The following is a 6613-nucleotide window of genomic DNA, read 5'->3' as shown; positions in this document are numbered from 1 at the left end:
CAGACCCATGTCCACCGGCGCGACGAGGGTGTTCGGAGCCGCGGCGTGGTTCTTCTCGTTGGCGGGGTTGCCTGCCCCGGAGAACATCTTCGTCTCGGTGTTGAGCTCGACGTGCACCTCGAACCCGAGAACGGGCTCGAACAGTTCGAGGGCCTTGTCGAAGTCCATCAGCTTTGCCTTGGCCATCAGCGGGTCCCTCCCAGGATCGGTGCGCGGTCCAGCAGCGGGCCACCCCAGCGGTCGACGAGCATCGCCTCCACGGCGGCGCCCACGCGATACAGACGGGCGTCCTCGCGCACCGGGGCGAGGAACTGGATGCCGACGGGCAGGCCGTCCTCGGCCGCGAGCCCCGAGGGGATCGAGATGCCCGGAACCCCCGCGAGGTTCGCGGGGATGGTGGTGACGTCGTTGAGGTACATCTGCAGCGGGTCGTCGATCTTCTCGCCGAGGCGGAACGCGGTCGTCGGCGCAGAAGGCGTCGCGATGACGTCCACCTGCGTGAAGGCCTCGTCGAAGTCCCGCTGGATGAGCGTTCGCACCTTCTGGGCGGAGCCGTAGTACGCGTCGTAGTAGCCGGCCGACAGTGCGTAGGTGCCGAGGATCACGCGCCGCTTGACCTCGGGACCGAACCCGGCGTCGCGCGTGGCCGCCATGACGTCCTCGACGGTGCCGCCGGGGACGTTCACGCGCATGCCGAAGCGCACCGAATCGAACTTCGCCAGGTTGCTGGAAGCCTCGGCGGGCAGGATCAGGTAGTACGCGGCGACGCCGTATTCGAAGTGCGGGGCGCTGATCTCGACGATCTCGGCGCCCTGGGCCTGCATCGCCTCGAGAGCCTCGTGGAACGATGCGGACACCCCGGCCTGGAAACCGCTGTCGGGGAGCTCCTTGATGACGCCGACCCGCAGTCCCTTGAGCACTTCGCCTCGGGCGCCCTCGCGGGCAGCCTCGGTGAACGACGGCCACCGGTCGGTGAGCGAGGTCGCGTCGTGCGGGTCGTGACCGGCGATGACGTCGTGCAGCAGCGCCGAGTCCAGCACGGTGCGCGAGACCGGCCCGACCTGGTCGAGGCTGGATGCCAGGGCGATCGCACCGTATCGGCTCACGCCGCCGTAGGTCGGCTTCATACCGACCGTGCCGGTGACGTGCGCGGGCTGGCGGATGGAGCCGCCGGTGTCCGAGCCGAGCGCGAGGGGCGCCTCGAAAGCGGCGACGGCCGCGGCCGAGCCGCCACCCGAGCCGCCGGGGATGCGGTCCAGATCCCACGGGTTGTGGGTGGGGCCGTACGCCGAGTGCTCGGTGGAGGAGCCCATGGCGAACTCGTCCATGTTGGTCTTGCCCAGCGGCACGAGGCCGGCGGCGCGTGAGCGCGCGACGACCGTCGCGTCGTAGGGCGACATGAAGCCCTCGAGGATCTTCGACCCGCTCGTGGAGGGCATGTCGGTGGTGACCAGCACGTCCTTGATCGCCAGCGGGACGCCGGCGACGGGGCCGAGCTGCTCTCCGGCGGCGCGGCGGCGGTCGATGTCCGCGGCGACGTCGAGCGCGTGGTCGCTGACGTGGAGGAACGCGTGCACGTCGCCGTCGACGGCGGCGATGCGGTCGAGATGTGCCTGCGTGGCCTCGACGCTGGACACCTCGCCGGCGGCCAGAGCGGAGGCGAGGTCCGCGGCGGTCAGGCGGGTGAGATCGGTCACTGCTCTTCTCCCAGGATCGCGGTCACGCGGAAGCGGCCGTCGGCGGCGTCGGGTGCGTTCTGCAGCACCTGGTCGACGGTGAGCATGTCGCCCGGAACGTCAGGACGGAACACGTTCTGCAACGGAACCGGGTGGCTCGTCGCGGGGATGTCGGCCGTGGCGACCTGCGACACCTTCGCGATGTTGTCGACGATCACGTCGAGCTGGCCGGTGAGCTGCTCGACCTCCTCGTCGCTGAGCTGGATCCGGGCGAGCACACCGAGGTGGCGGACGAGATCGGGGGTGATTTCTGACACCCCGCAAGTCTACTTGGGCCGCTCGGCAGCGCCGTGCGGATGAGCGTGCCGCTGAGCGCGACAGGGGCACCCCCGAACGCGGCCTAGGCTGTCCAGGTGATCGACGTCGACCCGCCGCGCCCCTGGATCCGCAGCTACGCAGAAGGGGTTACCGCCGACCTCGCCCCGTTGACGGGCTCTCTCGTGGACCTTGTAGCCACCTCCGCCCGTGACTTCCCCGACGCGCCGGCGCTGGAATTCTTCGGACGCGAGACCACCTACCGCGCCCTGCAGGACCAGATCGACCGGGCCGCCGCCGCCCTGCACGCCCGAGGCGTGCGAGCAGGCGATCCTGTCGCGCTCGTGCTCCCCAACTGCCCACAGCACATCGTCGCGTTCTACGCCGTGCTGCGCCTGGGTGCGGTGGTGGTGGAGCACAACCCGCTCTACACCGCCCGCGAGCTGCGCAAGCAGTTCGAGGACCACGGCGCACGTCACGCGATCGTGTGGAGCAAGGTGGTCGCGACGCTGCAGGACTTCCCCGACGACCTCCCCGTCCCCGACATCATCTCGGTCGACATCACCACCGCACTGCCGACGACCAAGCAGATCGCCCTGCGGCTACCGGTGGCGAAGGCCCGAGCATCGCGCCATGCCCTCACCGAGCCGGTCGTCGACGTGACGCCGTGGCAGCAGATCGTCGCGCACGAGCCCCTGCCGGCATCGCACCCCGGCCCCGGTACCGATGACCTCGCGATCATCCAGTACACCAGCGGCACCACCGGCAGCCCCAAGGGCGCCGCGCTCACCCACCGCAACCTGCTCGCCAACGCCGTGCAGGCGCGTTCGTGGGTGCCCCGCGTCGAGCGTGGCAAGGGGTGCGTGTTCTACGCCGTGCTTCCGATGTTCCACGCCTACGGACTGACCCTGTGCGTCACGTTCGCGATGTCGATGGGCGCGCGGCTGGTGCTGTTCCCGAAGTTCGATGCGGACCTCGTGCTGGCCGTGGTCAAGAAGCGTCCCGCCACGGTCTTCCCGCTGGTGCCCCCCATCGCCGAGCGCCTGCTGACCGTGGCGCGCGAGCGCGGCGTATCGCTGCAGGGCATCCAGATCGCCATCTCGGGCGCCATGGCGCTCCCCCACGAACTGGTGGTGCCCTTCGAGGAGGCCACCGGCGGATACCTCGTGGAGGGATACGGCCTGTCGGAGTGCTCCCCCGTTCTGATCGTGAACCCCGTCGCACCCAACCGCGAGCCGGGCACCGTGGGTCTTCCCCTCCCGGGCACCGAGTGCCGCGTCGTGGATCCCGACGAGCCGACCGTCGACGTCGCCCCGGGGGAACGCGGCGAGCTCGTCGTACGCGGGCCCCAAGTGTTCCGTGGCTACTACGGCCACCCCGAGGAGACCGAGCGAGCGTTCGTTGACGGCTGGTTCCGTACCGGCGACATCGTGACCATCGACGACGCCGGTTTCGTGCGCATCGTCGACCGCATCAAGGAGCTCATCATCACCGGCGGGTTCAACGTGGCGCCCACCGAGGTCGAGATCGCCCTGCGCCAGCACCCACACGTGGTGGATGCCGCCGTCGTCGGCCTTCCCAGCGCCCACTCCGGCGAAGAAGTGGCCGCCGCGATCGTCGTCGACGGCGACGCCCACGTGGACATCGAGGCGGTGCGGGAGTTCGCACGCGGCATCCTCACCCCTTACAAGGTGCCCCGACGCATCTTCGTCGTCGAGGAGCTGCCGCGATCGATGATCGGCAAGGTGCTGCGCCGACAGGTGCGCGAATCGCTGGAAAAGCTCATCGCGGCCGAGTGAGCGCAGCCGCCGCGGGGCGAACCCTGATCAGGGCGACCTGCGTCGGCGGCACCCTCACTCCGCGGCGGGCGGCGCCCCCAGAGCCTCGGGCCCCTGCTCGACGAGCACCTTGAACTGCGCGGCGTCGATGATGCGCACGCCCAGCTGCTCGGCTTTGGCGAGCTTGGATCCCGCCCCGGGCCCGGCGGCGACGAAGTCGGTCTTCTTCGAGACACTGGATGCCGCTTTGCCCCCGGCCGCCATGATCGCCTCGAGCGCGCCCTCGCGCGTGTAGCCCTCAAGCGACCCCGTGGCGACGACCGTCACGCCGTCGAGCACCCCGCCGCCGGCGGTCGCCGCGCCGGGTCCCGGGTGGCCGGGCGTGGCCAACCGCGCGCCGGCGGCCTGCCAGCGCTCGACGATGTCCCGGTGCCAGTCCACCTCGAACCAGTCGATGAGAGCGTCGGCGATGATGCCGCCCACGCCGTCGACGGCGGCGAGCTCGTCGCGGGATGCCGCGCGGATCGCGGCGACGGAGCCGAACCACTGCGCCAGCGCGCGGGCGGCCACCGGCCCGACGTGGCGGATGTTCAGCGCGACGAGGAACCGCCACAGCTCCTTGGTCTTGGCCTTCTCGAGCTCGTCGAGCAGGGTCAGCGCCTGGGCCGAGGGCTGTGGACCCGTCAGGCCCTGCTTCTTCTCGGCCGGGCTGGGGTTGCGCCGGAAGGGCGCCCGGCGCACGGGCTCGCCGGTGGTGTCGTCGACACGGGGCTCGCCGGTCTCGGCATCGCGCACCACCACTTCGATGGGCACGAGCTGCTCCAGGGTCAGGTCGAACAGTCCTGCCTCGGTCTGCAGCGGCGGAACGTCCGGCACGGTGGGTTGGGTCAAGGCGGCAGCGGTCACTTCTCCCAGCGCCTCGATGTCGAGGGCGCCGCGAGAGCCGATGTGCTCCACCCGCCCTCGCACCTGAGCCGGGCAGGCGCGCGTGTTGGGGCAACGCAGGTCGATGTCGCCCTCCTTCGCCGGCGCGAGCGGCGTGCCGCACTCGGGACAGTTCGCAGGCATGACGAAGGCGCGCTCCGAGCCGTCGCGCAGCTCCACGACCGGGCCCAGCACCTCGGGGATGACATCGCCCGCCTTGCGCAGCACCACCGTGTCGCCGATGAGCACGCCCTTCGCCTTGACGACCTCCTGGTTGTGCAGGGTCGCCTGCCGCACGACGCTGCCGGCCACCTGGGCCGGCGCCATGATCGCGAACGGGGTGGCGCGGCCCGTGCGGCCCACCGACACCACGATGTCGAGCAGCTTCGTGTTCACCTGCTCCGGCGGATACTTGTAGGCGATCGCCCACCGCGGAGCACGGCTGGTGGCGCCCAGCTCGCCGTGCAGGTCGAGCTCGTCGATCTTCACCACCACGCCGTCGATCTCGTGCTCGACGGCATGCCGGTGCTCGCCGTACTGCTCCACGAACGACACCACGCCGTCGACGTCGTCATAGGTTCGGAAGTACGGGCTCGTGGGCAGCCCCCATTCGGCGAGCAGCCCGTAGACCTCGCTCTGCGTGGCCACCGGCGGGTTCTGCCAGGCGCCGATGCCGTGCACGAAGAGGCGCAGCGAAGCCAGGCGCGCCTGCCCGGCCTCGAGCTCCATCCCGCTCTTCTTCTCCAGCTGCTGTCGCAGGCCACCGCTGGCGGCATTGCGCGGATTGGCGAAGGCAGCAAAGCGTCGGGCGGCGCTGCGCGTCGCCTTCTCCTCGTCGACGCCGCGGGCGAGCGACTCGGCGAGCACACGGTCGCGCAGGCGCGCCTGGAGGGCGTTGAGCTCGTCGAACGCCGCCACCGGGATGAACACCTCACCGCGCACCTCCACCAGCGGCGGGTGCCCGGTTCCCGACAACCTCGACGGGATGCCGGCCACGCGCAGCGCATTCACCGTGACGTCCTCGCCCACGCGGCCGTCACCGCGCGTGGCGGCGGAGGTGAGCACCCCGTTCTCGTAGCGCAGGCTGATCGCCAGGCCGTCGATCTTCAGCTCCGTCAGCCACCGGACGGTGCGACCGGCAGCGGCCTGCGTCTTCATGCACCAGTCGCGCAGCTCGTCCACGCTGAAGACGTTGTCGAGACTGAGCATGCGCTCGGCGTGCTCCACCGGCGCGAACATCGACGACTGCGCCGCACCCACGGTCTGCGTCGGCGAGTCCTGACCCGCAAGTTCGGGGTGCTCACGCTCGAGCTGCTCGAGCCGCCGCATCCATCCGTCGTAGGTCGCGTCGTCGACGATCTCGGCGTTCTCGCCGTAGTACGCGTCGCGTGCGTTCAGGATGCGTTCGGTGAGATCACCCGCCTCGGCTCGGGCTTCGTCGAGGGGCGCGGGCGTGAAGTCAGCGGCATCCGTCACCCCGCAAGTGTAGGACGAGCCGCCGACGTCACGCCGGGACGGGGGCCGCCGACACCGTCCGGTCGATGGTGAACTGCCCGAGCACGCGGGTGCCGACGTACAGCACCGCGGTCTGCCCCGGAGCCACACCGTCGAATGGCGTCTGCGGGGTCACCGTCAGCACCCCGTCGGCGATCTCCGCGCGCGCCGGCACCGGATCTGCGTGCGCCCGGATCTGCACGTCGCAGTCGAAGGCGTTCTCAGCGGGCGGGCGGCCGGCCCAGGTGAAGCGCTCCCCCGCGATCTGTGCGGTGGCGAGGGCCTCCTTCGGGCCGACCACGACGGTGTTGGTGACGGGGCGCACCTCGAGGACGAAACGCGGCTTGCCATCTGGTGCCGGTACGCCCAGCTGCAGCCCGCGGCGCTGCCCCACCGTGAACGCGTGCGCGCCCTCATGGGTGCCCA

General features: G+C 70.8%; 5 protein-coding genes and 1 pseudogene. 1 reads left to right on the top strand and 5 read right to left on the bottom strand.

The genetic code is table 11. The features are described from left to right. From NQ160_RS16090 to gatC, 3 genes and pseudogenes are all read right to left on the bottom strand, one after another. A pseudogene (locus NQ160_RS16090) lies at positions 1 to 186 on the bottom strand (Asp-tRNA(Asn)/Glu-tRNA(Gln) amidotransferase subunit GatB); the annotation flags it as partial. Beyond that, a complete protein-coding gene (gene gatA / locus NQ160_RS16085; RefSeq protein WP_257516179.1) occupies positions 186 to 1697 on the bottom strand; it encodes an Asp-tRNA(Asn)/Glu-tRNA(Gln) amidotransferase subunit GatA in 1512 nt (503 codons plus the stop codon). The gene gatA and the pseudogene NQ160_RS16090, both read right to left, overlap by 1 nt. Continuing rightward, the gene (gene gatC, locus NQ160_RS16080; protein ID WP_257516178.1) at positions 1694 to 1993 is read right to left on the bottom strand and encodes an Asp-tRNA(Asn)/Glu-tRNA(Gln) amidotransferase subunit GatC; all 300 of its coding nucleotides are present in this window, start codon (positions 1991 to 1993) and stop codon (positions 1694 to 1696) included. Before gatC ends, gatA begins: the two co-directional genes overlap by 4 nt. A 96-nt stretch (positions 1994 to 2089) precedes the next feature. Here gatC and NQ160_RS16075 point away from each other — a divergent pair, with 96 nt between their 5' ends. Next, positions 2090 to 3790 carry a long-chain-fatty-acid--CoA ligase gene (locus tag NQ160_RS16075; protein WP_257516177.1) on the top strand — a complete coding sequence of 567 codons (1701 nt, stop codon included), beginning with the start codon at positions 2090 to 2092 and terminating at the stop codon, positions 3788 to 3790. A gap of 54 nt (positions 3791 to 3844) precedes the next feature. Here the strand turns inward: NQ160_RS16075 and ligA are convergent, their stop codons facing one another. Together ligA and NQ160_RS16065 are read right to left on the bottom strand one after the other, a co-directional pair. Then, a complete protein-coding gene (gene ligA / locus NQ160_RS16070; RefSeq protein ID WP_257516176.1) occupies positions 3845 to 6169 on the bottom strand; it encodes an NAD-dependent DNA ligase LigA in 2325 nt (774 codons plus the stop codon). Between the two features lie 28 nt (positions 6170 to 6197). Next, positions 6198 to 6613 (bottom strand): aminomethyltransferase beta-barrel domain-containing protein (locus tag NQ160_RS16065; protein ID WP_374113666.1); only part of this gene is annotated, 416 nt, incomplete at its 5' end.

This window comes from Microbacterium sp. zg.Y909, assembly GCF_024626565.1.
Note: the sequence above shows the minus strand (reverse complement) of the source record. Positions and strands in the feature narration are given on the sequence as shown.